The sequence below is a fragment of the Streptomyces alfalfae genome (assembly GCF_004127445.1).
Lineage (GTDB): Bacteria > Actinomycetota > Actinomycetes > Streptomycetales > Streptomycetaceae > Streptomyces > Streptomyces alfalfae.
Genome location: NZ_QEXM01000043.1, coordinates 339,013 through 363,593, shown reverse-complemented (window position 1 = coordinate 363,593; position 24,581 = coordinate 339,013). Strand labels below are relative to the sequence as shown.

The 24,581-nt window shown below is 72.1% G+C and carries 22 protein-coding genes; 10 read left to right on the top strand and 12 right to left on the bottom strand.

Annotated features, from left to right (window positions below; genetic code table 11):
* Window positions 1-6: 6 nt before the first annotated feature.
* From DCW30_RS24530 to DCW30_RS24520, 3 genes are all read left to right on the top strand, one after another.
* Window positions 7-540, top strand: coding sequence for an O-acetyl-ADP-ribose deacetylase (locus DCW30_RS24530; protein ID WP_237283334.1), 534 nt, complete (start codon window positions 7-9; stop codon window positions 538-540).
* A gap of 78 nt (window positions 541-618) precedes the next feature.
* Window positions 619-2,127 carry an AlkA N-terminal domain-containing protein gene (locus tag DCW30_RS24525; RefSeq protein ID WP_076688673.1) on the top strand — a complete coding sequence of 503 codons (1,509 nt, stop codon included), beginning with the start codon at window positions 619-621 and terminating at the stop codon, window positions 2,125-2,127.
* A gap of 2 nt (window positions 2,128-2,129) precedes the next feature.
* A complete protein-coding gene (locus tag DCW30_RS24520; RefSeq protein WP_076683557.1) occupies window positions 2,130-2,630 on the top strand; it encodes a methylated-DNA--[protein]-cysteine S-methyltransferase in 501 nt (166 codons plus the stop codon).
* A gap of 12 nt (window positions 2,631-2,642) precedes the next feature.
* Here DCW30_RS24520 and DCW30_RS24515 read toward each other — a convergent pair whose 3' ends face one another.
* On the bottom strand, window positions 2,643-3,143 hold the full coding sequence (locus tag DCW30_RS24515) for an NUDIX domain-containing protein (protein WP_076683555.1): 501 nt from the start codon (window positions 3,141-3,143) through the stop codon (window positions 2,643-2,645).
* A 263-nt stretch (window positions 3,144-3,406) separates the two neighbouring features.
* On the opposite strand from DCW30_RS24515, the gene DCW30_RS24510 reads away from it, so the two are divergent.
* Window positions 3,407-4,528, top strand: a complete 1,122-nt coding sequence (locus DCW30_RS24510) for a glycerate kinase (protein ID WP_076688671.1) — start codon at window positions 3,407-3,409, stop codon at window positions 4,526-4,528.
* 88 nt (window positions 4,529-4,616) lie between these two features.
* Here DCW30_RS24510 and DCW30_RS24505 read toward each other — a convergent pair whose 3' ends face one another.
* The gene (locus tag DCW30_RS24505; RefSeq protein WP_076688669.1) at window positions 4,617-5,831 is read right to left on the bottom strand and encodes an RsbRD N-terminal domain-containing protein; all 1,215 of its coding nucleotides are present in this window, start codon (window positions 5,829-5,831) and stop codon (window positions 4,617-4,619) included.
* Between the two features lie 363 nt (window positions 5,832-6,194).
* Here DCW30_RS24505 and DCW30_RS24500 point away from each other — a divergent pair, with 363 nt between their 5' ends.
* The 5 genes from DCW30_RS24500 to DCW30_RS24480 are packed head-to-tail and all read left to right on the top strand — an operon-like array spanning window position 6,195 to window position 11,055.
* Window positions 6,195-6,977, top strand: a complete 783-nt coding sequence (locus DCW30_RS24500; protein WP_076688667.1) for an ABC transporter ATP-binding protein — start codon at window positions 6,195-6,197, stop codon at window positions 6,975-6,977.
* Entirely contained in the window at window positions 6,974-7,801 is an 828-nt protein-coding gene (locus DCW30_RS37960) for an ABC transporter ATP-binding protein (RefSeq protein ID WP_076683553.1), read from the top strand. The genes DCW30_RS24500 and DCW30_RS37960 overlap by 4 nt, the downstream gene beginning before the upstream one ends.
* Window positions 7,798-8,688, top strand: coding sequence for a branched-chain amino acid ABC transporter permease (locus DCW30_RS24490; RefSeq protein WP_076683551.1), 891 nt, complete (start codon window positions 7,798-7,800; stop codon window positions 8,686-8,688). The genes DCW30_RS37960 and DCW30_RS24490 overlap by 4 nt, the downstream gene beginning before the upstream one ends.
* Complete coding sequence (locus DCW30_RS24485; protein WP_076683549.1) at window positions 8,681-9,802, top strand: branched-chain amino acid ABC transporter permease; 1,122 nt, start codon at window positions 8,681-8,683, stop codon at window positions 9,800-9,802. The genes DCW30_RS24490 and DCW30_RS24485 overlap by 8 nt, the downstream gene beginning before the upstream one ends.
* On the top strand, window positions 9,799-11,055 hold the full coding sequence (locus tag DCW30_RS24480; protein WP_076683547.1) for an ABC transporter substrate-binding protein: 1,257 nt from the start codon (window positions 9,799-9,801) through the stop codon (window positions 11,053-11,055). Before DCW30_RS24485 ends, DCW30_RS24480 begins: the two co-directional genes overlap by 4 nt.
* Window positions 11,056-11,172: 117 nt before the next feature.
* On the opposite strand, the gene pssA is transcribed toward DCW30_RS24480, so the two are convergent.
* The 9 genes from pssA to DCW30_RS24435 all read right to left on the bottom strand — a co-directional run bounded on the left by pssA (window position 11,173) and on the right by DCW30_RS24435 (window position 22,034).
* A complete protein-coding gene (pssA, locus tag DCW30_RS24475; protein ID WP_062780531.1) occupies window positions 11,173-12,027 on the bottom strand; it encodes a CDP-diacylglycerol--serine O-phosphatidyltransferase in 855 nt (284 codons plus the stop codon).
* Window positions 12,014-12,670, bottom strand: a complete 657-nt coding sequence (locus DCW30_RS24470; RefSeq protein ID WP_076683546.1) for a phosphatidylserine decarboxylase — start codon at window positions 12,668-12,670, stop codon at window positions 12,014-12,016. The genes pssA and DCW30_RS24470 overlap by 14 nt, the downstream gene beginning before the upstream one ends.
* 170 nt (window positions 12,671-12,840) lie before the next feature.
* Window positions 12,841-14,055: an acyl-CoA dehydrogenase family protein gene (locus tag DCW30_RS24465; protein WP_062780527.1), complete on the bottom strand. Its 1,215-nt coding sequence runs from the start codon at window positions 14,053-14,055 to the stop codon at window positions 12,841-12,843.
* Window positions 14,056-14,057: 2 nt separating this feature from the next.
* Window positions 14,058-14,573 carry a MaoC family dehydratase gene (locus DCW30_RS24460; protein WP_076683543.1) on the bottom strand — a complete coding sequence of 172 codons (516 nt, stop codon included), beginning with the start codon at window positions 14,571-14,573 and terminating at the stop codon, window positions 14,058-14,060.
* Between the two features lie 4 nt (window positions 14,574-14,577).
* On the bottom strand, window positions 14,578-15,537 hold the full coding sequence (locus DCW30_RS24455) for an HpcH/HpaI aldolase/citrate lyase family protein (protein WP_076683542.1): 960 nt from the start codon (window positions 15,535-15,537) through the stop codon (window positions 14,578-14,580).
* The gene (locus tag DCW30_RS24450) at window positions 15,534-17,561 is read right to left on the bottom strand and encodes a protein meaA (protein WP_076683540.1); all 2,028 of its coding nucleotides are present in this window, start codon (window positions 17,559-17,561) and stop codon (window positions 15,534-15,536) included. The genes DCW30_RS24455 and DCW30_RS24450 overlap by 4 nt, the downstream gene beginning before the upstream one ends.
* Window positions 17,562-17,583: 22 nt before the next feature.
* Entirely contained in the window at window positions 17,584-18,921 is a 1,338-nt protein-coding gene (gene ccrA / locus DCW30_RS24445) for a crotonyl-CoA carboxylase/reductase (protein ID WP_076688665.1), read from the bottom strand.
* Window positions 18,922-19,330: 409 nt separating this feature from the next.
* Window positions 19,331-20,158, bottom strand: a complete 828-nt coding sequence (locus DCW30_RS24440) for a TetR family transcriptional regulator (protein ID WP_205576654.1) — start codon at window positions 20,156-20,158, stop codon at window positions 19,331-19,333.
* A 94-nt stretch (window positions 20,159-20,252) separates the two neighbouring features.
* On the bottom strand, window positions 20,253-22,034 hold the full coding sequence (locus DCW30_RS24435) for a 3-hydroxyacyl-CoA dehydrogenase family protein (protein ID WP_076683538.1): 1,782 nt from the start codon (window positions 22,032-22,034) through the stop codon (window positions 20,253-20,255).
* 347 nt (window positions 22,035-22,381) lie between these two features.
* Between DCW30_RS24435 and DCW30_RS24430 the strand changes: the two genes are divergently transcribed.
* Window positions 22,382-22,963: an adenylosuccinate lyase gene (locus tag DCW30_RS24430; protein ID WP_076683537.1), complete on the top strand. Its 582-nt coding sequence runs from the start codon at window positions 22,382-22,384 to the stop codon at window positions 22,961-22,963.
* Window positions 22,964-22,969: 6 nt separating this feature from the next.
* Here DCW30_RS24430 and DCW30_RS24425 read toward each other — a convergent pair whose 3' ends face one another.
* On the bottom strand, window positions 22,970-24,565 hold the full coding sequence (locus DCW30_RS24425; protein WP_076683535.1) for an alpha/beta hydrolase: 1,596 nt from the start codon (window positions 24,563-24,565) through the stop codon (window positions 22,970-22,972).
* Window positions 24,566-24,581 lie beyond the last annotated feature (16 nt).

Genomic DNA, 24,581 nt, shown 5'->3' with positions numbered 1-24,581 from the left:
GAAAGCGTGACCGTGCCCCTCGTCCTCGTCCAGGGCGACATCACCCGGCAGCGCGTGGACGCCGTCGTCAACGCCGCCAACTCCTCGCTCCTCGGCGGCGGTGGCGTCGACGGCGCCATCCACCGGGCCGGCGGGCCCGAGATCCTCGCCGACTGCCGACGGCTGCGCGCCGCGCGGTACGGCAAGGGCCTGCCCACCGGCCGTGCCGTCGCCACCGTCGCGGGCCGCCTCGACGCGCGGCACGTCATCCACACCGTCGGGCCCGTCTGGTCCGCCACCCAGGACCGCTCGGAGCTGCTCGCCTCCTGCCACCGCGAGTCGCTGCGCGTCGCCGCCGAGCTGGGGGCGCGTACGGTCGCGTTCCCCGCCATCTCGACCGGGGTGTACCGCTGGCCGCTCGACGACGCGGCCCGCATCGCCGTCCGCACGGTCCGGGAGGCCGCCGACCCCGCCGACTTCGACGAGGTGCGGTTCGTGCTCTTCGACCGGGCCGCGTACGACGTGTTCGCTGCGGAACTGGCCACCCAGGGCGAGGGGTGAGGCGCCGGTCCCGGCAGTGCGAGGTCGATGTCGGAATCTCGCCGGTCAAGGGTGGGGAAATCCGAAATGCTTGAGCACATGCACACCGACACAGAGCGCTGCTTACGTGCCGTGCGGTCCAAGGACGCCCGCTTCGACGGCTGGTTCTTCACCGCCGTCCTGACCACCCGCGTCTACTGCCGCCCGAGCTGCCCGGTCGTGCCGCCCAAGGACCGGAACATGACCTTCTACCCGAGCGCGGCCGCCTGCCAGCAGGCCGGCTTCCGGGCCTGCAAGCGCTGCCGCCCCGACAGCAGCCCCGGCTCGCCCGAGTGGAACCACCGGGCCGACCTCGTGGCCCGCGCCATGCGCCTCATCGCCGACGGCGTCGTCGACCGCGAAGGCGTCCCCGGCCTCGCGGCCAGGCTCGGCTACAGCGCCCGGCAGGTGGAGCGCCAGCTCCTCGCCGAGCTGGGCGCGGGCCCCCTCGCGCTCGCCCGCGCCCAGCGCGCGCAGACCGCCCGGCTGCTCATCGAGACGACCGCGCTGCCCATGGCGGACATCGCCTTCGCCGCCGGGTTCTCCTCGATCCGCACGTTCAACGACACCGTCCGCGAGGTCTTCGCGCTCGCCCCGAAGGAGCTGCGGGCCCGCGCGCCGAAGCGGGCCGCCGACGGGGCCGCCGCGGCCTCCGGCGCCTCCGGCGTGATCAGCCTGCGGCTGCCGTTCCGCGCGCCGCTCAACCCCGACAACCTCTTCGGGCACCTCATCGCGACCGGTGTGCCGGGCGTGGAGGAGTGGCGCGACGGCGCGTACCGGCGGACCTTGAGCCTGCCCTACGGCCACGGCATCGTCGCCCTCACCCCGCGCCCCGACCACATCGGCTGCCGCCTCAGCCTGACCGACCCGCGCGATCTGACCATCGCGATCAGCCGCTGCCGCCGTCTGCTCGACCTGGACGCCGACCCGGCCGCCATCGACGACCAGTTGCGCGCCGACCCGCTGCTCGCGCCCCTCGTCGACAAGGCCCCCGGACGACGGGTGCCCCGTACCGTCGACGAGGCGGAGTTCGCCGTGCGCGCCGTCCTCGGCCAGCAGGTCTCCACCGCCGCCGCCCGCACCCACGCGGCGCGCCTGGTGACCGCGCACGGCGAGCCCGTCGACGACCCGGAGGGCGGCCTCACCCATCTCTTCCCCGGCCCGGAGCGGCTCGCCTCGCTCGACCCCGAGTCGCTGGCGCTGCCCCGCAGCCGCCGCACCACCCTGACCACCCTCGTGCGCCACCTGGCCGACGGCGACCTCGCCCTCGGCTCGGCCGGCGGCTGGGACGAGGCGCGTGCCCGGCTCACCGAGCTGCCGGGGTTCGGGCCCTGGACGGTCGAGGTCATCGCGATGCGCGCGCTCGGCGACCCCGACGCCTTCCTCCCCTCCGACCTGGGCATCCGGCGCAGCGCGCGGGAACTGGGCCTGCCGCACACGCCCGCCGCGCTCACTGCCCGCGCCGCCGCCTGGCGGCCCTGGCGCGCCTACGCGGTGCAGTACCTCTGGGCTGTCGACGACCACCCGATCAACTTCATCCCGGCGCGGGATGCGCAAGTGAGGACATGACCATGGAACGCGTGCACACCCTGATGGACAGCCCGTACGGGGAGCTGACGCTCGTCGCCACCGACGGCGTCCTCAGCGGCCTGTACATGACCGACCAGCGCCACCGCCCGGCGCAGGAGACCTTCGGCGACCGCGACGAGAGCCCCTTCGGGGAGGCGATCAGCCAGATGGAGGCCTATTTCGCCGAGGAGCTGACGGAGTTCGACCTGGAGCTCCGGCTCGACGGGACGCCGTTCCAGCGCAGGGTCTGGGACGAACTGCTCCGCATCCCGTACGGGGAGACCCGTACGTACGGCGAACTCGCCGAAGTCCTCGGCAGGCCCGGCGCGTCCCGCGCCGTCGGCCTCGCCAACGGCAAGAACCCCATCAGCGTCATCGTGCCGTGCCACCGCGTCGTCGGCGCCAACGGCAGCCTGACGGGGTACGGCGGCGGGCTCGACCGCAAGCAGCGGCTGCTCGCCTTCGAGAGCCGGACCGCGGTCGCGGCGGACGCCCTGTTCTGAGCGCCCTCGGAGTCAGCCGACCCGGTGTCCGTCCTCCAGCTCCGCCGTGTGGCCGCCGCGCGCGAGGACGGCGAGCGCGGCCGTGACGCGGCGGCCCAGCGAGTCGGACACCAGATCGGTGACGTCCTCGGGGTCCACCAGGCGCCAGGAGAGCAGCTCCTCCTCCTGGAGGCGGATCGACTTGAGCTGTTCCGGGGTGAGCACGCCGCCGTCGTAGAGGTAGGCGACCAGCGGTGGCCGGATGTCCGCCGTCCTCGCGGGGACCCAGTCCACCGCGAGCAGCCGCCCGAGCGTGACGTCGAGGCCGATCTCCTCGGCGGTCTCCCTGCGGGCGCCCTGGCGCGGCGTCTCCCCGTCGTCCGACTCCACGGTGCCGCCGGGCAGCGCCCAGCCCTCGCGGTAGTTGGGCTCGACGAGCAGCACGCGGCCCTCGGCGTCCCGGAACAGCGCGGCGGAGCCGACGATGACGCGCGGCAGCCCGGCGATGTACGTGGCGTAGTCCTGAGTGGTCATCCGGGAAGCGTACCCAGGGGCTGATCGATCATTTCTCCCGCACAGGCGCCCGACATGTGGTGCCAAAGCGTGACGATCCCGCCCGCCGCGCCGTCTCGCCGCGCGGGCGGCCATGGGCAGGGGCCCCCTCCTGCGGTTATGGTCGCAGCGGCGCGACTGCCTTGACGTGAGCAAGGCCCAAGGAGCAAGGGGAATGCAAGGTGGCGGACGCTGCAGGGACGGCGGGAAGCGAGCAGCAGGCGCGGCGCGAGCGGGCGCCGCATGTGCTCATCGCCGCGGACAAGTTCAAGGGTTCGCTCACGGCCGTGCAGGTCGCGGAGCGCGTGACGGCGGGGCTGCACCGCGCCGTCCCCGGTGTGCGGGTCGAGGCCCTGCCGGTCGCCGACGGCGGTGACGGCACGGTCGCCGCGGCCGTCGCGGGCGGCTTCGAACGCCGCGAGGTGCGTGTGACGGGCCCGCTCGGCGAGCAGGTCACGGCGGCGTACGCGCTGAAGGACGGCACCGCCGTGGTGGAGATGGCCGAGGCCTCGGGGCTGCAACTGCTCCCCGAGGGCGTCTTCGCGCCGCTCACGGCCACGACGTACGGCTCCGGCGAACTGATCGGGGCCGCGCTGGACGCGGGCGCCCGAAGCATCGTCTTCGGCGTCGGCGGCAGCGCCACGACCGACGGCGGCGCGGGCATGCTGGCCGCGCTCGGCGCGCGCTTCCTGGACGCGGACGGCGCGCCCGTCGGGCCGGGCGGCGGACCGCTCGCGTCGCTCGCCACCGCCGACCTCTCGGGCCTCGACCCGCGGCTGCGGGACGTCGGGATCGTCCTCGCCAGCGACGTCGACAACCCGCTGACCGGGCCGAAGGGCGCGCCCGCGGTCTACGGTCCGCAGAAGGGGGCCACCCCAAAGGACGTCGCCACGCTCGACGCGGCGCTCGCGCACTTCGCGACGGTCCTGGAGAAGGCCGTCGGGCCCCGGGCCGCGGAATACGCGCAGTCGCCCGGCGCGGGAGCGGCGGGCGGCATCGGGTACGGGGCGCTCGTCGGGCTGGGGGCGAGCTTCCGGGCCGGCATCGACGTCATGCTCGACGTCCTCGGCTTCGCCCCCGCGCTGGAGCGGGCCACGCTGGTGATCACGGGGGAGGGCTCGCTCGACGAGCAGACCCTCCACGGGAAGGCTCCCGCCGGGGTGGCCTCGGCGGCCCGGGCCGCCGGGGTGGAGGTCGTCGCGGTCTGCGGGCGGCTCGCCCTCCCGGCGGAGGCGCTCGGGCGCGCCGGAATCCGGCGTGCGTACGCCCTCACGGACGTGGAGCCGGACGTCGAGCGGTGCATCGCCGAGGCGGGGCCGCTGCTCGAGCAGCTCGCGGAAGCCCTGGGGCGGGATTACCTGGCCTAGGGTTCCGGGCCTCGGGGCGTCTGCCCGGCCGGGGCTTCTTTGCGGGTGCGCGTCGTTCCGGGTCGCTCGCGGAGTTCTCCGCGCCCCCTTACGGGGCGCCCGACAGGCGGTGGGCCTCCAGGGCCAGGGCGACCTCCACCAGGTCCCTCGGTCTCGTCAGGGACCGTGACGTCAGCTGTTCCAGGCGGCGCAGGCGGTTGAAGACCGTGTTGCGGTGGCAGTACAGGCGGGCCGCGGCCCGGCCCGCCGAGCCCTCGCAGTCCAGCCAGGTGTCCAGGGTCTCCAGGAGGACCGCGCGGTCCGACGGCTCCACGGTGAGGACCTCGCCGAGCACGTCGGCCACCAGGCGTCCCGCCAGCTCCGGCTGGCTCACCACCAGGGCGGCCGGCATCCGCCGGTCGAGCCGTACGATGCCGGTCGCGTCCGGGGGACAGGTGCGCAGGGCCAGTTCCGCGAGGCGGCGCGCGTGGCCGAGGTCCGCGAGGCCGCCCACCACGGGGCTGATCCCGCCGGGGCCCGGACACCGCCCGTCCAGGAGCCGGGCGAGACCGTCCAGGCCCTCCTCGGCGCGCAGCGCGACCACGCCGACCTCGCAGTCCGTCCGCATCCGCCAGATGAACCGGAACCCGGTCCGCTGGATCTGCCGGTGGAACGCCTCGCGCCCGTCGCGCCGCTCCACCCGCAGCACCACCACCGCGTAGGGACCGTGCTCGGGCAGATCGAGCCCGGCCGCCGCGCGCGCCGCGAGACCCGGCGTCGCCTGGCCCTCAAGGAGCGCGTCGAGCAGCGCCTGCAGCTGTTCGTCCGTGCGGCGCCGCAGTTCGAGCTCCGTGGCGCGGTAGGCGTCGGAGGCGACCGCCGCCTGGGCGTCCACCGCCGACCACACCATCGTCGCCGAGCGCATCAGGACCGCCAGCTTCTCGGGGTCACGGCCCGCGACGCCCTCCAGGAGCGAGTCCCACACCAGGTAGCCCGCGTTCCGGTACGAGTGGATCAGCAGGTCGAGCGGGAGCCCCTGCTGGGCCCTGCGCCGCCCCGCCTCCTCCGCGTACTCCAGGTCGCGGCGCGGCGAGGCCCGCGGCGCCGAGATCGCCTCGATGCCGATCCGCATGGCCTCCTCGGCCTCCCGCCAGTGCACGTCGTGGGGCAGGACGCGCCCGAACACCGGGGAGTGGTCGGAGAGCTGCCGCAGATGCTCGTCGACCAGTTCGGGCACGCGCGGCAGCAGCGCCGTGCACGCCTCCTTCAGCAGGCGCCAGTCGTGTCCGGTCCGTGGCCTGCGCCCGTTCGTGGGCCCGGTCATGGTTCCCCCCATCGCCGCGCTCCCGGACGGCGCCGTGGACGCCGCCGGGACGTCGTTGCCGGGACGTCGTTGGTGCGGAGGATGCCATGCGGCACCCGCCTCGGTCAGGCCCCTGACACGCGGCGTTGTGCGGCTGCACAACGGCGGGCCGCCGCCGCTGGTCCCCCGCAGCGTTTCCCCGCCGGGCCGTGGACGGGCGGGTCCCGCGGTGCTGGGGTGAGCGCCACGCGACGGCGGACGGGCCGTGCGGGAACTGGGGGTCGGCACGTGGGCGGCAGGTATGTGAAGGGCTTCGGCACGGGCGCGCGCGCCCCGGGGCCGGGCGGTGGCGCCCCGCCCGGCGGCGGTCTCGCCGTACGGGAGGTGTCGGTCGGCTACGGCCCCGTGCGCGCCCTGCGCCGGGTCTCGCTCGACGTGCCGGACGGCGCCGTCGTCGCGGTGCTCGGCTCCAACGGCGCGGGCAAGTCGACGCTCCTGCGCGCCGTCTCCCGCACCCTCTCCTTCCAGGGCGCCACGCTCACCTCGGGAGACATCCACTTCCAGGGCAGGCGGACCGACGGCCTGGCGCCGGAGCGCGTCGTGGCCGCGGGGATCTCCCAGGTCCCCGAGGGCAGACAGGTGTTCGCCCGGATGACCGTCGCCGACAACCTGCGCGCCGGAGCCCTCGGCTCCACCGGCTCGCGCACCGCCAAGGCGGACGCCCTGCGCCGCGTCCACGAGCTGTTCCCCGTACTCGCCGACCGCGCGGGACAGCGCGCGGGACTGCTTTCCGGCGGCGAACAGCAGATGCTCGCCGTGGGCAGGGCCCTGATGGCCTCGCCGCGGCTGCTGCTCCTGGACGAGCCGTCCCTGGGGCTCGCCCCGCTGATGGCCGCCCGCATCGCCGACACCATCCGGGAGATCAACGCGCAGGGCACCTCGGTGCTCCTCGTCGAGCAGAACGCCGCCCTCGCGCTGCGGCTCGCCTCCCACGCGTACGTGCTCGACGTCGGCGAGGTCGCCCTCTCGGGCCCAGCGGCCGAACTCGCCGCCTCCGACGAGGTACGCCGCCGCTACCTCGGCGTGGTCGACGAGGACGCGGCGGCCGACGCCTCCCGGGGCGTCGGCGCGCTGCCGGCGCTGCCGCGCTGGGAGGCCGGCCGATGACGCCGGGGACCCCCGCACTGGAAGTGCGTGACGTGACCGTCCGCTTCGCCGGGCTCACCGCCCTGGACGCCGTCAGCTTCACGGTCCGCCCCGGCACCGTGCACGCCGTGATCGGCCCGAACGGCGCGGGCAAGTCCACCTGCTTCAACGTCCTGTCCGGCGTCTACCGCGCCACCAGCGGCAGCGTCCGCTTCGGGGAGCACGAACTCACCGGCATGCGCCCGCACCGCATCGCGGGGCTCGGCGTCGCCCGCATCTTCCAGAACCTCGCCCTGCCGCCGCGCGCCACGGTCGCCGACAGCCTGCTGCTCGGCCGCCACCGGCTGACCCGCACCGGCTTCGTCGCCGCGGGCCTGCGGCTCCCCTCGGCGGCCAAGGAGGAGCGCGGGCACCGCGAACGCGTCCGCGAGATCGCGGCCTTCGTCGGCCTGGAACGCCAGCTCCACCTGCCCGCGGGCGCCCTGCCCTACGGCCAGCAGAAGCTCGCCGAACTGGCGCGCGCCCTGTGCATGGAGCCGCGCCTGCTGCTCCTCGACGAGCCCGTGGCGGGCATGACCGCCGACGAGCGGCGCCGCACCGCCGCCGTCATCGCGGGCGTCCGCGACAGCCTCGGCATCTCGATCGTCCTGGTGGAACACGACATGGGGGTGGTGATGCGGCTCGCGGACGCGGTGACCGTACTGGACTTCGGCCGCCGGATCGCCGACGGCGCCCCCGCCGACGTACAGAACGACCCGGCGGTCGTCCGCGCCTACCTCGGCGGAGGCGACACCGCGGACGGGCCCGCGCACGACCGGACTGACGAAGGGGAGCCCCGCCCATGAGCACGTTCTTCGAGCTCCTCCTCAACGGCCTGTCGATGGGCTCCGTCTACGCCCTCATCGCGCTCGGCTTCGTCGTCATCTTCCGCGCCACCGAGGTCGTGAACTTCGCGCACGCCTCCCTGCTTCTTGCGGGCGGCTACATCACCGCCTCCCTCCACGACGACCTCGGCTTCTGGCCGGCGCTGCTCGTGGGCGTCGCGGGCGCCGCCGTGGTCGGCGCGGCCGTCGAGTTCCTGGTCATGCGCCGCTACCGGGGCAGCGACCACAGCGTGCTCGCCATCGTCACCATCGGCGTCGACATCCTGCTCACCACCGAACTGGCCCGGCGGCTCGGCACCGACGTGCTGCCGCTCGGCGACCCCTGGGGCGACGACGTGCTGAGCGTCGGGCCGATCTCCATCGCCCACACCCGCATCGCCGCCTTCGTCACCGCGGCCCTGCTCATCACCGCCTTCCTGCTCGCCTTCCGCCACACCTCCTGGGGCGTGGCCATGCGCGCCGCCGCCGAGAGCCCCCAGACCGCCGCCCTGATGGGCGTACGGCTCGGCAGGGTCTCGCTGGGCGCATGGGCGGTCGCGGGGGCGCTCGCCGCCGTGGCCGCGCTGTTCCTCACCGTCTTCCCGACACCGGGCCTGGAGCGCGCCACGTCCCTCGCCGCCCTGAAGGCGTTCCCCGCCGCGATCCTCGGCGGCCTCGACTCCACGACCGGAGCCCTCGTCGGCGGCCTCGTGGTCGGCGTGACGGAGGCCCTCGCCACCGGCTACCAGAGCGAGCTGACCTTCCTCGGGCGCGGCCTCGGGGACCTCGCGCCCTACCTCGTGATGACCGTGATCCTGCTGATCAGGCCCGCTGGGCTCTTCGGCACGAAGGAGCTGGCCCGTGTCTGACGTCCTCGCGCGCTCCGCCCGCTCCGCCGGCCGGACCCTGCTCACGCGCCGCCGCGCCTACGCCTGGGCCGCCGCCACGGCCGTCCTGCTCGCCATGCCCTTCTACCTCGACCGCTTCTGGCTCCAGGCGGGCCTGTTCGCGATGGCCGCGGCGATCGGCGCCATCGGCATCAACCTCCTCACGGGCGCGACGGGCCAGCTCTCCATGGGCCACGCCTTCTTCCTCGCCATCGGCGCGTACGGGTACTGCGTCCTCGCCGGGGACGGCGGCGACGGCCTGACCGGGCTCGGCCTCCCCACCTGGATCGCGGCCACCCTCGCGGTGGGCCTCGCCGGGCTCGCGGGCGGGCTCTTCAGCCCCATCGCGGGACGCCTGCGGGGCGCCTACCTGGGCATCGCGACCCTCGCGCTGATCTTCATCGGGCAGCACGTGCTGTTCAACGCCCATGACCTGACGGGCGGCTCCAACGGGCGCGACGTCCCGCCCCTGCACCTCTTCGGCCTCACCTTCGACGAGAGCGAGGCCGTCGTGGCCGCCGTCCCGTTCGGGGCCGCGGAGAAGCTCTGGTACGCGGGCCTCGTGCTGCTCCTGGCCTGCGGGCTGTTCGCCAGGGGCGTGCTGCGCGGGCGTCCGGGCCGGGCCATGAACGCCATCCGCGACCACCGCGTCGCCGCGGGCGTCATCGGCGTGCCCGTGGCCCGCTACCGCGCCGGGGTCTTCGTCCTGTCGTCGATGTACGCGGGCCTCGCCGGGGTGCTGCTCGCCCTCGTGTTCCAGCGGACCGTGCCGGACTACTTCGGCATGACCCTGTCCCTCGAATACCTCGCCATGATCGTCATCGGCGGCCTGGGCTCGGTCTCCGGGGCGGTCGCGGGTGCGGCGCTGGTCTCCCTGCTGCCGCAGCTCCTGACGCGGTACAGCGACGCGCTGCCCCTCGTCTCGGCCCCCGGCAGCGGCGGCGTCGCACCGGGCGAGGCGTCCCGGTACCTGTACGGAGCCGCCGTCGTCGCGGTCGTGCTCTTCCTGCCCGGCGGCCTGGTGCGGATCACCGCCCGGCGCGGCACGCCCACTCCAGGCACCTCATCAGGCACTTCTTCAGGGGAGACAGCATGAACACACTGACCAGGGCCACGGCGGCCGCCACCGCGCTCGCGGCGCTCCTCGCGCTCACCGCGTGCAGCTCGAAGGCGAAGGACGGCGACGACGGATCGAAGAGCGCCGGCGGCGTGAAGACCGGCGAGGGCGTCTCGGGCAAGACGATCAACCTCGGGGTGCTCACCGACATGACCGGGGTCTACGCCACCCTCGGCAAGAGCGTCACCCAGGCGCAGCAGCTCTACGTCGACCAGACCAACGCGGACGGCGGCATCTGCGGCCACAAGCTGAAGCTGACCGTCCGCGACCACGGCTACGACCCGCAGAAGGCCGTCGCCGCCTACACCGAGCTGGAGCCGAAGGTCCTCGGCTTCGCCCAGTTCATCGGCTCGCCGTTCGTCGCCGCCGTCGAGCGGCGGATCGAGGGCGACAGGGGCCTCGTCCTGCCGCAGGCGTGGTCCTCCAACCTCCTGGGCAACACCTACGTCCGGGTGATCGGCTCCACGTACGACCTGGAGACGATCAACGCGATCGACTTCCTGATGAAGGAGAAGGGGCTGAAGAAGGGCGACAAGATCGGTCACGTCTACTTCGAGGGCGACTACGGCGAGAGCGCCCTGAAGGGTTCGCGGCACATGGCGGAGGAGGCGGGCCTCACGGTCGTCGAGCAGAAGATCAAGCCGACGGACAACGACATGACCGCCCAGGTCTCCGCGTTGAAGAAGGCGGGCGTCAAGGGCATCGTGATCAGCGCGGGACCGCGCCAGGCCGCGTCCCTGGTGGGTGTCGCGGCGGCGGGCCGCTTCGACGTCCCGGTCATCGGCAACAACTCCGCTTTCGCCCCGCAGCTCCTCGCCACGCAGTCGGGCCCCGCCCTGCAGAAGAACTACTACGTCGCCTCGCCCACGCTGCCCATCGGCGCGGACACCGAGGCGGCGAAGAAGCTCGTCGCCGACTACAAGAAGGCCCACCCCAAGGACTCCCTGGACAACGGCGTCGTGGCGGGCTGGACGGCGGCAGCGGTCTTCGGCGAGGCCCTGAAGAAGGCCTGCGCGGACAAGGACCTCACGCGGGCCGGCGTCGACAAGGCCCTGCTCACCATCGACGCCTTCGACTCGGGCTTCGGCGTCCCCCAGGACTTCACGGACCCGAGCTCCCCGAGCTCCCGGCAGAGCGTCATCCTCCGGCCCTCGGCGAAGGCCACGGGCGGCATGAAGGTCGTACGGGAGCCGCAGGCGGCGAAGGCGACGGAGGGGTACACGGCGGGCTGAGCGGGGTTCCGGCCCGTCCGGGGTTTGAGGACGGGCCGCAAGGGTGACAGAGGGCAAGCGAAAGGGGCCCGGACCAGTCGAGGTCCGGGCCCCTTCGGTGCCACCGTTCGAGCGCGGCTACGGCAACTGCGCGGCGCGCGCCTCACGCCGGTTGTCCCGGAAGTTGTTCACCCTCCGGGCCGTGGCGAAGAGGGGGATCACCGCGCCGAGGACGACCTGGAGCGCGCAGCCGGTCTGCAGGAGGAGCAGGCCGCCCGGGGCGTCGAACGCCCAGGCCGCGAGCAGCCCCATGGCCGCGACGATCCACGCGAGCATGGCGACCGCGAGGGGACCTCGCGGCTTGGGGTACTCGACGCGGCTGACCATGAGCCAGGCCGTGCCGATGATCGCGAGGAGCGTCGCCCAGAAGGGCAGCTCCAGGAGCACGATCGAGACGACCGTGAGCGCCCCGAAGGGCGAGGGCATGCCCTGGAAGGTGCCGTCCTTCACGGTCACGCAACTGAACCGCGCAAGCCGCAGCACCACCGCCAGGAGCACCACGATCGCGCCCACCGCCGCGACCCGCTGGTGCGCGTCGTTGGCGACCATGCCGTAGACGAGCACGAAGTACGCGGGGGCGAGCCCGAAGCTGATCAGGTCCGAGAGGTTGTCCAGCTCCGCGCCCATCGGCGAGGACCGCAGCTTGCGGGCCACGAGTCCGTCGAAGAGGTCGAAGACGGCGGCGCAGAGCATGAGGATCACGGTGGTCGCGGCGGAGTGCCGCGCCATGCCCGTTTCCTCGCTGCCCTGGAGGTGCGGGATGAGGATGCCCGTGGTGGTGAAGTACACCGCCATGAACCCGCACGTGGCGTTACCGAGCGTGAGGGTGTCCGCTATCGAGAGGCGCAGTGAGAGAGGCATCTCCTCGTCGGCCTCGTCCTCCGCCGCCTCCGGCGCCCAGCCCGCCTGTGTCTCAGGATCAACCACGGTCAATGCGAGTCACCCCAGCCACGGTCTTCTGACCGACCTCGACGTCCACCTCGACACCCTCGGGGAGGTAGATGTCGACACGCGAGCCGAAGCGGATCAGACCGATCCGCTCGCCCTGCTCCACCTTCGTCCCCTGCGGGATGTAGGGCACGATGCGCCGCGCGACCGCGCCCGCGATCTGGATCATCTCGATGTCGCCGAGCTCGGTGTCGAAGTGCCAGACAACGCGCTCGTTGTTCTCGCTCTCCTTGTTGAACGCCGGGACGAATCCGCCGGGGATGTGCTCCACGGACGTCACGGTGCCCGCGAGGGGCGCGCGGTTGACGTGGACATTCAACGGGCTCATGAAGATGGCGACGCGGGTACGTCCGTCCTTCCACGGCATGATGCTCTGCACCACGCCGTCGGCGGGGGAGATGACCCGGCCCGACGCGATCTCGCGCTCGGGGTCGCGGAAGAACCACAGCATGCCCGCCGCGAGAGCGGTGGCGGGCACGGCGACGGCCGCGGCGCCCTTGGAGCGTCGCGCGCGGACGAGGCTGAGTGCCGCGGTGGCGACGGTCGGCAGGAGCCACGGCGATGCTCCGCGGGCAAGGCGTCCCTGGAGAATGCCGTCGCGTGGTGCAGAGGTTTGGCTGTGGGGCATGGATGACCTTCGTAGCGGATGATGCCGCGCAGGGAATGGGGGACGGCGGCTTTCTCCGGATGCTATCGGTTGCGGGCCACAACTGGGCAAGCCAGGAAGCCGAGTCGACGGCCGAAGAGTGCTGACAGGGTGTGATCTTCTTCGCGGAGAAATACCCCCGAATCGGACAATCAGCCCTGGATTCGATACTCTTCGAGCAGTCGACGACCAATGATCATTTTCTGGATCTCGGCGGTACCTTCACCGATCAAAAGCATCGGCGCCTCCCTGTAGAGGCGCTCGATCTCGTACTCCTTCGAGAAGCCGTAACCGCCGTGAATCCTGAACGCGTCCTCGACGACTTCCTTGCAGTACTCGGAGGCGAGGTACTTCGCCATCCCTGCTTCGAGGTCGTTTCGCTCCCCGGAGTCCTTTTTGCGTGCTGCGTTGACCATCATCGCATGGGCGGCCTCGACCTTGGTAGCCATCTCGGCCAGTTTGAACTGGATCGCCTGGTGCTGGGCGATGGCCTTCCCGAAAGTGTGGCGTTGCTGGGCATACGAGACGCCCAGCTCGAACGCACGCTGCGCGACGCCGCAGCCACGGGCCGCGACATTGACGCGCCCGACCTCCACACCGTCCATCATTTGGTAAAACCCCCGGCCGGTGGTCCCGCCGAGCACACGATTGGCCGGAATTCGCAGTCCGTCCATGATGAGTTCCGTCGTATCGACACCCTTATAGCCCATTTTGTCGATCTTGCCCGGGATGGTGAGACCGGGCCGGACCTCGCCGAAGCCGGGCTCCTTCTCGACCAGGAACGTGGTCATCGACTTGTGGGGGGCGGTGGCCGCCTCCGGACTGGGGTGTCCTTCGTCACTCCGGCACAGGACGGCCACCAGAGTGGACGTTCCGCCGTTCGTCAACCACATCTTCTGGCCGTTGAGGACATAGTGGTCACCGTCCCTGACACCCTTGGACGTGATCGCCGACACGTCCGAGCCGAGCGCCGGCTCCGACATCGAGAACGCGCCCCGCACCTCGCCGGCCGCCATGCGGGGCAGGAAGGTCTCCTTCTGCTCCTGCGTGCCGTGCTGCTTGAGCATGTAGGCGACGATGAAGTGGGTGTTGATGATGCCGGAGACCGACATCCAGCCCCGGGCGATCTCCTCGACGCACAGGGCGTACGTGAGCAGCGACTCGCCCAGGCCGCCGTACTCCTCCGGGATCATCAGGCCGAAGAGGCCCAGCTCCTTGAGGCCGTCGACGATCTGCTGCGGGTACTCGTCACGGTGTTCGAGTTCCGTCGCGACCGGGATGATCTCCTTGTCGACGAAGTCCCGGACCGTGGCGAGGATCTCCTGCTGGATGTCGGTGAGACCGGCGGTCTGCGCGAGTCGGCTCATGGCTACCGCTTCTCCTGGATCTTCGGCTCCGGGCGGCCGGGCTGCTCCCCGCCGCGCTCCTTGATGTACGTCTCGGTGGGCACCATCACCTTGCGGCGGAAGACGCAGACGAGCGTGCCGTCCTGCTTGTAGCCCTTCGTCTCCACGTGGACGATGCCGCGGTCGCTCTTGGACCGGGACGGCGTCTTGTCCAGGACCGTGGTCTCGCCGTAGATCGTGTCGCCGTGGAAGGTCGGCGCCACGTGCTTCAGCGACTCGATCTCCAGGTTGGCGATGGCCTTGCCGGAGACGTCCGGGACGGACATGCCGAGCAGCAGCGAGTAGATGTAGTTGCCCACGACGACGTTCTTGCCGAAGTCCGTCGTCCTCTCCGCGTAGTTCGTGTCCAGGTGGAGGGGGTGGTGGTTCATGGTGAGCAGGCAGAAGAGGTGGTCGTCGTACTCGGTGACCGTCTTGCCGGGCCAGTGCTTGTACACGGCGCCGACCTCGAACTCCTCGTAGGTGCGGCCGAACTGCATGGGATCAGGCCTCCGGGGCTTCGAACTTCGAGGTGCGGGTCATGCCGGCGGCACGCCCCTTGCCCGAGATGACCAGGGCCATCTTCCGGCTGGCCTCGTCGATCATCTCGTCGCCGAGCATCGCCGAGCCCTTCTTGCCGCCCGCTTCCGAGGTGTAGTACTCGTACGCGTCCAGGATCAGCTCGGCGTGGTCGAAGTCCTCCTGGGAGGGGGAGAAGACCTCGTTGGCGGCCTCGACCTGGCCGGGGTGCAGGACCCACTTGCCGTCGAAGCCGAGGGCGGCGGCGCGGTTCGCGACCTCGCGGTAGCCGTCGACGTTCTTGATCTGGAGGTAGGGGCCGTCGATCGCCTGGAGGTCGTTGGCGCGGGCCGCCATCAGGATCTTCATCAGGATGAAGTGGTAGGCGTCTGCCGGGTAGCCGGGCGGCTGCTCGCCGACGACCAGGGACTTCATGTTGATGGACGCCATGAAGTCGGCCGGGCCGAAGATGATGGTCTCCAGGCGCGGCGACGCCTCGGCGATGGCGTTGACGTTGTTCAGGCCCCGCGCGTTCTCGATCTGCGCCTCGATGCCGATCTTGCCGACCTCAAAGCCCATGGTCTTCTCGATCTGGTTCAGCAGCAGGTCGAGCGCGACGACCTGCTCGGCCGTCTGGACCTTCGGCAGCATGATGCAGTCGAGGTTCTGGCCCGCGCCCTCGACGACGGTGACGACGTCGCGGTACGTCCACTCCGTCGTCCAGTCGTTGACGCGCACGACCCGTGTCTTGCCCGTCCAGTCGCCCTCGTTGAGGAACGTCACGATGGTGTGCCGGGCCTCCGGCTTGGCCAGCGGCGCGCAGGCGTCCTCCAGGTCCAGGAAGACCTGGTCGGCGGCCAGGCCCTGGGCCTTCTCCAGGAAACGCGGGTTGGAGCCCGGTACGGCCAGGCAGGAGCGCCGGGGGCGGAGACGGTTCACGGTCATGCGGGGACCTCCGATGGGTCGAGCTTGTTCGCTTTCCGGATCTCGTCGACGATACGGCCGATGATCTCCGTGATGCCGAAGTCCTTGGGGGTGAAGACGGCCGCCACACCCGCCGCGAGAAGGTCCTCGGCGTCGCTGTTGGGGATGATGCCTCCCGCGATCACGGGAATGTCCGGCGCGCCCGCCTCACGCAGGCGCGTCAGGACGTCCGGCACGAGCTCGGCGTGTGAGCCGGAGAGGATCGACAGGCCCACCGCGTGCACGTCCTCGGCGAGCGCGGCGTCGACGATCTGTTCGGGCGTCAGCCTGATGCCCTGGTAGACGACCTCGAAGCCGGCGTCCCGCGCGCGCACCGCGATCTGCTCGGCGCCGTTGGAGTGGCCGTCGAGGCCGGGCTTGCCGACCAGGAAGCGGAGCTTGCCGACGCCGAGGTCGGCGGCCGTCCTCGCCACCTTGTCGCGGACGAGGGCGAGCGGCGTGCCCTCCTCGGCGGTGACGGCCAGAGGAGCGCTGGAGACGCCCGTGGGCGCCCGGTACTCGCCGAACACCTCCCGCAGGGCGCCCGCCCACTCTCCGGTCGTCACGCCGGCCCGCGCGCACTCCAGGGTGGCCTCCATGAGGTTGCCCGTCCCCGCGGCCACCTCCTTGAGGCGCTGGAGGGCCTTGCAGGGGCGCGGGTGGTTGAACGGCGGCTGGTAGCGGGTGTCGCGCCAGTGCCGCAGGGCGGCGACGACGCGGGCCTCCACGGCCGGGTCGACCGTCATGATGGCCGCGTCCAGGTCGGCGGTGAGCGGGCTCGGCTCGGTGGACTCGTAGGAGTTCACCCCGACGATCTTCTCCTCGCCCGACTCGATGCGCGCCCTGCGCTCGGCGTGCGAGGAGACCAGCTGCGACTTCAGGTAGCCGGACTCGACGGCGGCCATCGCGCCGCCCATCTCCTCGATGCGGGCCATCTCTGCGAGGGACTCCTCTACCAGTGAGGCGACCTTGGCCTCGATGACGTGGGAGCCCGCGAAGACGTCCTCGTACTCCAGGAGGTCGCTCTCGTGGGCGAGGACCTGCTGGATGCGCAGCGACCACTGCTGGTCCCAGGGGCGGGGCAGGCCGAGCGCCTCGTTCCAGGCGGGGAGCTGGACGGCACGCGCGCGTGCGTCCTTGGAGAGCGTGACGGCCAGCATCTCCAGGACGATCCGCTGGACGTTGTTCTCCGGCTGGGCCTCGGTGAGCCCCAGGGAGTTGACCTGCACGCCGTAGCGGAACCGGCGCTGCTTGGCGTTCTCGACGCCGTACCGCTCCCGCGTGACCTGGTCCCAGATCCGTCCGAACGCCCGCATCTTGCACATCTCCTCGATGAAGCGGACGCCCGCGTTCACGAAGAAGGAGATGCGGGCCACGACGTCCCCGAACCGCTCCTCGGGGACCTGCCCGGAGTCGCGTACGGCGTCGAGGACCGCGATGGCGGTGGACATCGCGTACGCGATCTCCTGGACCGGCGTGGCCCCCGCCTCCTGGAGGTGGTAGCTGCAGATGTTGATCGGGTTCCACTTGGGGATGTGCGCCACCGTGTACGTGATCATGTCGGTGGTCAGGCGCAGGGAGGGCGCCGGCGGGAAGACGTGCGTCCCGCGCGAGAGGTACTCCTTGACGATGTCGTTCTGCGTCGTCCCCTGGAGCTCGCCGATGTCGACGCCCTGCTCCTCCGCGACCACCTGGTAGAGCGCCAGGATCCACATGGCGGTGGCGTTGATCGTCATCGAGGTGTTCATCCGGTCCAGGGGGATGTCCTGGAACAGCCGCCGCATGTCGCCGAGGTGCGAGACCGGCACGCCGACCCGGCCGACCTCACCGCGGGCGAGGACGTGGTCGGGGTCGTAGCCGGTCTGCGTGGGCAGGTCGAACGCGACCGAGAGGCCCGTCTGCCCCTTGGCGAGGTTGCGCCGGTACAGCTCGTTGGACGCCTCCGCCGTGGAGTGACCGGCGTAGGTCCGCATCAGCCACGGCCGGTCCTTCTGACGCTCTGTCATGTGCCGCTGCTCCTCACTGCGCTCAGACGTTCCGGAAGCGGTTGATGGCGTCGATGTGCCGGGCCCGCTTCTCCGGATCGCGCACGCCGAGGCCCTCGCGGGGCGCCAGCGCGAGGACGCCGACCTTGCCCTGGTGGAGGTTGCGGTGCACGTCGTACGCCGCCTGCCCGGTCTCTTCGAGCGAGTACACCTTGGACAGGGTCGGGTGGATCTTGCCCTTGGCGATCAGCCGGTTGGCCTCCCACGCCTCGCGGTAGTTGGCGAAGTGCGAGCCGATGATGCGCTTGAGGGACATCCACAGGTAGCGGTTGTCGTACTCGTGCATGTAGCCCGAGGTCGAGGCGCAGGTGGTGATCGTGCCGCCCTTGCGGGTGACGTAGACCGAGGCGCCGAACGTCTCGCGCCCCGGGTGCTCGAAGACGATGTCGATGTCCTCGCCGCCGGTCAGCTCGCGGATGCGCTTGCCGAAGCGCTTCCACTCCTTGGGGTCCTGGGTGCGCTCGTCCTTCCAGAACCGGTAGCCCTCGGCGTTGCGGTCGATGACCGCGTCGGCGCCCATCGCCCGGCAGATCTCCGCCTTCTGCGGGCTGCTCACCACGCAGATCGGGTTGGCGCCGCCGGCCAGCGCGAACTGGGTGGCGTAGGAGCCGAGGCCGCCGCTCGCGCCCCAGATCAGCACGTTGTCGCCCTGCTTCATGCCGGCGCCGTTGCGGGAGACGAGCTGGCGGTACGCGGTGGAGTTCACCAGGCCGGGCGAGGCGGCCTCCTCCCAGCTCAGGTGGTCGGGCTTCGGCATGAGCTGGTTGGACTTCACGAGCGCGATCTCGGCGAGGCCGCCGAAGTTGGTCTCGAAGCCCCAGATGCGTTGCTCGGGGTCGAGCATCGTGTCGTTGTGGCCGTCGGAGGACTCCAGCTCGACGCTGAGGCAGTGCGCGACGACCTCGTCGCCGGGGTTCCAGGCGTTCACGCCGGGCCCGGTGCGCAGCACGACGCCCGCGAGGTCGGAACCGATGATGTGGTACGGCAGGTCGTGGCGCTTGGTGAGCTCGCTCAGCCGGCCGTAGCGCTCCAGGAAGCTGAAGGTGGACACCGGCTCGAAGATCGAGGTCCACACGGAGTTGTAGTTGACCGAGGAGGCCATGACGGCCACCAGGGCCTCGCCGGGGCCGAGTTCGGGGACCGGCACGTCGTCGAGGTGGATCGACTTGCGGGGGTCCTTGTCGCGGGTCTCGAGGCCCGCGAACATCTCCGTCTCGTCCTTGTGCACGGTGATCGCGCGGTACGAGTCGGGCAGGGGGAGAGCGGCGAAGTCGGCGGACGTGGCGTCCGGGGACTGGATCGCGTCCAGGATTTCCTTCACGGTTTTGCCTCCGGCGAAGAAGCACATCGGGGGGATGCGCTGCTTGAGGGTTACGTCGGGGTGCTTGCGGTGCTGTGGAGGTGTGCCGTCGGTTCGGCGAAGGGTGGTGCTCGGCGACGCCCTGGTGGGGCGCGGGAGGTGCCTGTGACGCAGGCGTCCGGGCGCACAAGCCGTGGCTTGAGGGGACAGCCGGCGTACGGATGATCGCTGTACGCCGGCCGCCCGGACTTCCTTCAACGTATGGCACCGCGTGCCAGTCGGCAAGACACTGGGTGCCAGAACTTTTTGACCGATGATCGATCAGTGCAGGTCAGAGGGGTGTGCGGCATGACAGAGGGGGCGCTACCGGTGGGTAGCGCCCCCTCGAATGCCCAGGTCAAAACGGGCCGAACGGTGACAACGAACAGTGCTATGAACGCTCGCGCAGGGCCTTCTCGATGGTCCGCATGACCTCGTCGAGCGGGGCGTCCGTGCGGGCCACCGTGACCAGGACCTCACCCTGCGCGGACGCCGTCGCGGACCCCGCGGCGGGCAGCGTGTCGCGGCCCGCGCCGATCCCCGAGCCGAAGGTCCTGCGCACGATCGCGAAGGCGCGGTCGAGCTGCGTCTCCACGTCGCCCTGGCCGCCGGCCCGCAGCCAGCGGCGCAGGACGTGGTTGTGGGCGGTGACCACGGCGGAGGCGGCGACCTCGGCGAGCAGCGGGTCGTCGTTGCCGTCGTGGTGCGCCTGCTCGTCGAAGTGGCCGAGCAGATAGCGCGTGAAGAGCCGCTCGTAACGGGCCACCGAGGCGATCTCGCGCTCGCGCAGCGTGGGCACCTCGCGAGTGAGGCGGTAGCGCTCCACGGAGACCGCGGGCGAGGCCGCGTACATCTTCATGACCTCCTTGATGCCGCGGCACACCGTGTCCAGCGGGTGCTCGTGCGGGGGAGCGGCGTTGAGGACCGCCTCCGCGCGGATCAGGGTGTCGTCGTGGTCGGGGAAGATCGCCTCTTCCTTGGAGCGGAAGTGGCGGAAGAAGGTCCGGCGTGCCACCCCCGCGGCGGCGGCGATCTCGTCGACCGTCGTCGCCTCGTACCCCTTGGACGCGAAGAGCTCCATGGCCGCGGCCGCCAGCTCCCTGCGCATCTTGAGCCGTTGGGCGGCGGCGCGGTTGCCCGCCGCGCTCTCCGGAGCGTCGGGCGTAGCGGGTGTGCGTGAGGACTTGGCGGCCTTGGACATGCCACGAACGTACTGCATATGCGCGCCGCGGTGCTCCTGCGGGACGGGGCTGCCCGAGGGGCCGAGCAGCCCGCCCCAGTCCGTCCTGCCGTCCGCGCGATCCTCGGCCGGCTCAGCGCCGCGCATATTCGCGGAAGCCGCGGCCCGTCTTGCGGCCGAGGCAGCCCGCGGCCACCAGGTGTTCGAGCAGGGGCGCCGGGGCGAGGCCCGGGTCGCGGAACTCGCGGTGCAGGACCTTCTCGATGGCCAGCGAGACGTCCAGGCCGACGACGTCCAGGAGCTCGAAGGGGCCCATGGGGTAGCCGCCGCCGAGCTTCATCGCGGCGTCGATGTCGTCGAGCGAGGCGTAGTGCTCCTGGACCATCTTGACCGCGTTGTTGAGGTAGGGGAACAGCAGCGCGTTCACGATGAAGCCCGCGCGGTCGCCGCAGTCCACCGGGTGCTTGCGGATGCTCGCGCAGACCTCGCGGGCGGTGGCGTGCACGTCGTCGGCGGTCAGCACCGTGCGGACCACCTCGACGAGCTTCATCGCGGGCGCCGGGTTGAAGAAGTGCAGGCCGATCACGTCGCGCGGGCGCGTGGTGGCGCGGGCGCAGGCCACCACCGGCAGTGAGGAGGTCGTGGTCGCGAGGACCGCGCCGGGCTTGCAGACCTTGTCGAGCGCCGCGAAGAGCTGCCGCTTGGCCTCCAGGTCCTCGGCGATGGCCTCGAGCGCCAGGTCGACGTCGGCGAACGCCTCGTACGAAGCGGCCGGGGTGATGCGCTCCAGGGCCTCGGCGGCGGCCCCGGCCGTCAGCCTGCCCTTGTCGACCGAGCGCGCGAGGGACGTGCCGACGCGGGCCTTGGCGGCCGCCGCCTTCTCGTCGGTGCGGGCGGCGAGCACCACGTCGTAGCCCGCCTTGGCGAAGACCTCCGCGATGCCGGACGCCATCGTCCCCGAGCCCGCGACGCCGACGGAGCGCACCGCGCGGCCCTGCACGCGCCGCTCGTCCTCGCGCGGGGTCAGCGCGTCGTCCACCACGTCGGCGCCGCCGGGCTCGGCGTAGGTGTAGAAGCCGCGGCCCGCCTTGCGCCCCGTCAGGCCCGCCTCGCTGAGCTGCTTGAGGATCGGGGCGGGCGCGTGCAGCCGGTCGTGGGACTCGGCGTACATGGCGTCGAGCACGGTGCGGGCGGTGTCCACGCCGATCAGGTCGAGCAGGGCGAGCGGCCCCATCGGCAGGCCGCAGCCCAGCCGCATGGCGGCGTCGATGTCCTCGCGGGAGGCGTACTTCGCCTCGTACATCGCGGCGGCCTGGTTGAGGTAGCCGAAGAGCAGCCCGTCGGCGACGAAGCCGGGGCGGTCGCCGACCGCGACGGGTTCCTTGCCGAGCGCCTGCGCGAGGTCGGTGACCGTGGCGACGGCGGCGGGCGCGGTGAGGACGGACGAGACGACCTCGACGAGCTTCATGGCGGGCGCCGGGTTGAAGAAGTGCAGTCCCAGCACGCGCTCGGGGCGCGCCGACTCGGCGGCCAGCCGCGTCACCGAGAGCGCGTTGGTGCCCGTGGCGATGATCGTCTCCGGGCGCACCACGGCGTCGAGGCCGCGGATGATCTGCTGCTTGACCTCGTACGACTCGGGCACGACCTCGATCACGAGGTCGGCGTCGGCGGCGGCCCGGAGGTCGGTGAAGGTGCGGAAGCGGGTCAGGATGTCCTGCCGCTCCTCCTCGGTGAGGCGTTCGCGGCGCACCGCGCGGGCGGTCGACGCCTCCAGGGAGGCGACCGCGCGGGTGGCCGCGGCCTGGCTGATGTCGATGCCGATGACCTCGCGTCCGCCGCGGGCCAGGACCTCGGCGATGCCGGTGCCCATCGTGCCGAGACCGACGACGGCGACGGTGTTCAGGGGAGCGTCCATGGGTGGACTCCAGGAGGAGAGTGACGACTGAGGGGCGCACGCGGGCGTCTGGCGCTTGCGAGGCGTGCGGAAAGTGGTGCTTGTCCTGTCCGGGCGGCGTCGCCGCGCGCACCGGTGAGAAGCCGACGGGCCCTGTCCCGGAGCCGACGTCGTACTGGGATGCCTGAGAGGTGCCGAACCGACCAACACCGCGGCGGCTGCGTCACCAGGCCACCGCGAGAAAGGGAACTGCTACGGGGAGTGTGCCCCGCTCACATGAGATTAACCGGCGAGTAACGAGCGCGCCAGCCCCGGATGTCTGTGATCTACGTCGCCGCCCGCCGCGAGCGCCCATTAGGCTCACGGCCATGGATGCGGAGTTGCGGACGGTGACGGCGCGTTTACGCCGCGAGGCGGAGGCCTCGCCCGATCAGTCGGAGCAGTACGAGAAGCTGGTCGCCACCGGGGACCTCGACGAGCTCGCCGGGGTGCTCGTCTCCCCGGGGCAGCCCCTGTGGACCCGGGAGCTGGCCGCCGTCCGGCTCGGCGTCGCGGGGGACCGCAGGGCCTTCGAGTCCCTGGTCCTCCTCCTCAACCACCGCGACCCGCCCCGCTGCGCCGCCGCGGCCTACGCCCTGGCACGCCTGCGCGACCCGCGCACGGCACGGGCGGCGGCGGCCCTGGCGACGAACGAACTCCGCGTCGCCTACGCCCTCCATCCCGTACGCCTCCTCACCGAACTCCGCGCCCCGGAGTCGGCCCCCGCCCTGATCACCACCCTTCAGCGCAGGCTGGTCCCGCACGACCCCTTCGGCAAGATCGCCCTGGCCTGCGTGGAGGGCCTCGGCGCCCTCGGCGACGCACGCGCGCGCCCGGTCCTGACGGCGGCTCGCAACCATCCGCGCCTCGCGGCAGCGGCGGCGGCGGCGCTGGCACGGCTCCCCGACTGAGGCGGCTCAGCGCGGCGGCAGGACCCCGCGCCCGGCCGCCGGGACGGCACGTGGCGCGGCCCCGGCGCTCCGCGGCTCCGGTTCGGGGCCCGCCGCGCAGGTCGCGTCGGCGCCCTCCCCGCGGTCCCGCGGGAGCTTGCCCGAGGCCAGGTAGGACGCCAGGTGGGTGTCCAGGCAGGTGTTCCCGTTCAGGGTGATGCCGTGGTTGCCGCCGCCGGACTCCACCACCAGGCGGGAGCCGGGGAGCCTGCGGTGCATGGCCAGGGCGCCCGCGTAGGGCGTCGCCGGGTCGCCCGTCGCCTGGAAGAGGAGGACCGGGGGCAGCTTCGCGCCAAGGACGTCGGGGGCGCTCAGGTGGTGGGTGCGCCAGAACGCGCAGGGGGCGTTGAACCAGGCGTTGTTCCAGGTGGTGAACGGGGCCTTCGCGTGGAGGGCGGCGTGGTCCGCGCGCCACGTCCCCCAGTCGCGTGGCCACAGCGCGTCCCTGCACTGCACGGCGGTGTAGACGCTGTAGCCGTTCTCCTTCTCGGCGTCGCTCGCCGCGAGGTCCTCGTAGGCGGCGACGAGCGGGCGGGCGTCGCCCTGGTCCGCGTGGGCGGCGAACGCATGCGCGAGGCGGGGCCAGTGGCGGTCGTCGTAACCGCCGGGCAGGAAGGTGTCCTCCAGCTCCGCCGGGCCCACCTTCCCGCCCGCGGGGCGCGCGGCGAGACCGTCGCGCATGGCGTACCACCGGGCCTCGACCGCCGCCGGGTCCCCGCCGAGCCCGTAGGCGTCGTCGTGCCGGGCGATCCAGGCCATCAGCGCCTTGTGGCGGAGGTCGAAGGCGAGGTTCTGGCGGAGGTTGGCGTCGTACCAGACGCCCGTCGGGTCGACGACGGAGTCGAGCGCCATGCGGCGCACGCGCTGCGGGAAGAGCCTGCCGTACACGGCCCCCAGATACGTGCCGTACGAGTAGCCGAAGAAGCTGACGCGCCGGGCGCCGAGGGCCGCGCGGATGGCGTCCATGTCCTGCGCCGTGCTCACCGTGTCGATGAACGGCAGCACGTCCGCGTACTTCGCGTGGCAGGCGTCGGCGAAGGCGCGGGCCCGGTCGAGGTTAATCTTCTCCAGCGCGGGCGTGGCGGGCAGGCTGCCGGGCCGTACGGGGGCGAAGTGGCCGGGGCGGCAGTTCAGCGCGGGCCTGCTCCGGCCGACGCCGCGCGGGTCGAACCCGATGACGTCGTACTGGGCCGCCACCTTCGCCGGCAGCGACTTCGCGACGAAGCCTGCCATGGAGAGGCCGCTCCCGCCGGGCCCGCCGGGGTTCACCAGGAGCGGCCCCTGCGAGGTCCTCGCGGTGTGCGGGACGCGGGACAGGGCGAGGGTGATCCTCCTGCCGCCGGGGTCCCGGTGGTCGAGGGGCACCTTCAGCGACGCGCACTGGAGTCTCGGGTAGGCCTTGGTGGCGCACTTCTCCCATGCGAGGGGGGCGGCGCGGGCGGTGTCACGGACGCCGGGGGCGGCGCTCGCGGCGGGCGTGAGCGCGGCGGCCGGTCCGGTGAGCGCGGCGGCCGTCCCGGCGAGCGCGGCGAGGGAACGGAGGGCGACGGCGCGTGTGTTCATCGGTTTCCCAGCTGTC

Bases quoted from the DNA above. Each gene is read 5' to 3' on its own strand.
- DCW30_RS24525 (WP_076688673.1), top strand. From the start codon at position 619: ATGCACACCGACACAGAGCGCTGCTTACGTGCCGTGCGGTCCAAGGAC.
- DCW30_RS24520 (WP_076683557.1), top strand. From the start codon at position 2,130: ATGGAACGCGTGCACACCCTGATGGACAGCCCGTACGGGGAGCTGACG.
- DCW30_RS24515 (WP_076683555.1), bottom strand. From the start codon at position 3,143: ATGACCACTCAGGACTACGCCACGTACATCGCCGGGCTGCCGCGCGTC.
- DCW30_RS24505 (WP_076688669.1), bottom strand. From the start codon at position 5,831: ATGACCGGGCCCACGAACGGGCGCAGGCCACGGACCGGACACGACTGG.
- DCW30_RS37960 (WP_076683553.1), top strand. From the start codon at position 6,974: ATGACGCCGGGGACCCCCGCACTGGAAGTGCGTGACGTGACCGTCCGC.
- DCW30_RS24490 (WP_076683551.1), top strand. From the start codon at position 7,798: ATGAGCACGTTCTTCGAGCTCCTCCTCAACGGCCTGTCGATGGGCTCC.
- DCW30_RS24480 (WP_076683547.1), top strand. From the start codon at position 9,799: ATGAACACACTGACCAGGGCCACGGCGGCCGCCACCGCGCTCGCGGCG.
- DCW30_RS24470 (WP_076683546.1), bottom strand. From the start codon at position 12,670: ATGCCCCACAGCCAAACCTCTGCACCACGCGACGGCATTCTCCAGGGA.
- DCW30_RS24465 (WP_062780527.1), bottom strand. From the start codon at position 14,055: ATGAGCCGACTCGCGCAGACCGCCGGTCTCACCGACATCCAGCAGGAG.
- DCW30_RS24460 (WP_076683543.1), bottom strand. From the start codon at position 14,573: ATGCAGTTCGGCCGCACCTACGAGGAGTTCGAGGTCGGCGCCGTGTAC.
- DCW30_RS24455 (WP_076683542.1), bottom strand. From the start codon at position 15,537: ATGACCGTGAACCGTCTCCGCCCCCGGCGCTCCTGCCTGGCCGTACCG.
- DCW30_RS24450 (WP_076683540.1), bottom strand. From the start codon at position 17,561: ATGACAGAGCGTCAGAAGGACCGGCCGTGGCTGATGCGGACCTACGCC.
- DCW30_RS24440 (WP_205576654.1), bottom strand. From the start codon at position 20,158: ATGCAGTACGTTCGTGGCATGTCCAAGGCCGCCAAGTCCTCACGCACA.
- DCW30_RS24435 (WP_076683538.1), bottom strand. From the start codon at position 22,034: ATGGACGCTCCCCTGAACACCGTCGCCGTCGTCGGTCTCGGCACGATG.
- DCW30_RS24430 (WP_076683537.1), top strand. From the start codon at position 22,382: ATGGATGCGGAGTTGCGGACGGTGACGGCGCGTTTACGCCGCGAGGCG.
- DCW30_RS24425 (WP_076683535.1), bottom strand. From the start codon at position 24,565: ATGAACACACGCGCCGTCGCCCTCCGTTCCCTCGCCGCGCTCGCCGGG.